General features: G+C 28.6%; 1 protein-coding gene. It reads right to left on the reverse strand.

What is annotated here, in order from left to right:
- Nucleotides 1–11: 11 nt before the first annotated feature.
- Nucleotides 12–563 carry an SEL1-like repeat protein gene (locus tag ABMQ40_RS16665; protein ID WP_370901639.1) on the reverse strand — a complete coding sequence of 184 codons (552 nt, stop codon included), beginning with the start codon at nucleotides 561–563 and terminating at the stop codon, nucleotides 12–14.
- Nucleotides 564–657 lie beyond the last annotated feature (94 nt).

A 657-nucleotide genomic window follows, 5' to 3' on the forward strand; every position in this document is an offset into this window, starting at 1 on the left:
ATTGCATAGGTTCACATTTTTTCCATTTTTTTCTTAAGTTCGTCTGCTTTCTTTATATCTTTTTTCACACCAATGCCATTCCTATAAATCTCTTCCAATTTTGCTGTACACCCAATATCATTCAATCTTACTCCTTTTTCCAAATATTTTAAAGCTTCTGATTTAGCTTTTTCATTAATCTTGGCAAAATCAGGAACATCTATATATGAATTATTATTATTCATTGCAACAATACATTCAAAAACTTGACTGTAGCCATCTCCTCTATTATATTTGTCAGCCATAATCTTTGCATACTTATATAATTCTTTATAATCATTGTTTTCTTGGAAATGAATAATTAATCTAGTAAATGAATAATTATCTCCTTTATTGCTTACTTCCTTTTTAAAATCCTCTAAATCCTTCTTGCTAAGAACAGTGTCGGATATAGCTATCACTGTATCAGTTACTTTTATTGAAGGAGAAACATTTTTATCTGCTTCTCCATTAGTTTTCTTACAATTATAGAAACTTAATAAAATAATTAAGGAAATTGCAATTTTGGTTGTGGTTGCTGCCATATGCTTTTTAGTTTATCTATTATTCCTGTTATGTTTTGCCCGTTAATAAAGTGATTCCACCTTCCTGGATTAAAAAACTTATATCTTCCTGCAA

It is taken from the genome of Chryseobacterium gossypii (genome assembly GCF_041361455.1).
Lineage (GTDB): Bacteria > Bacteroidota > Bacteroidia > Flavobacteriales > Weeksellaceae > Chryseobacterium > Chryseobacterium gossypii.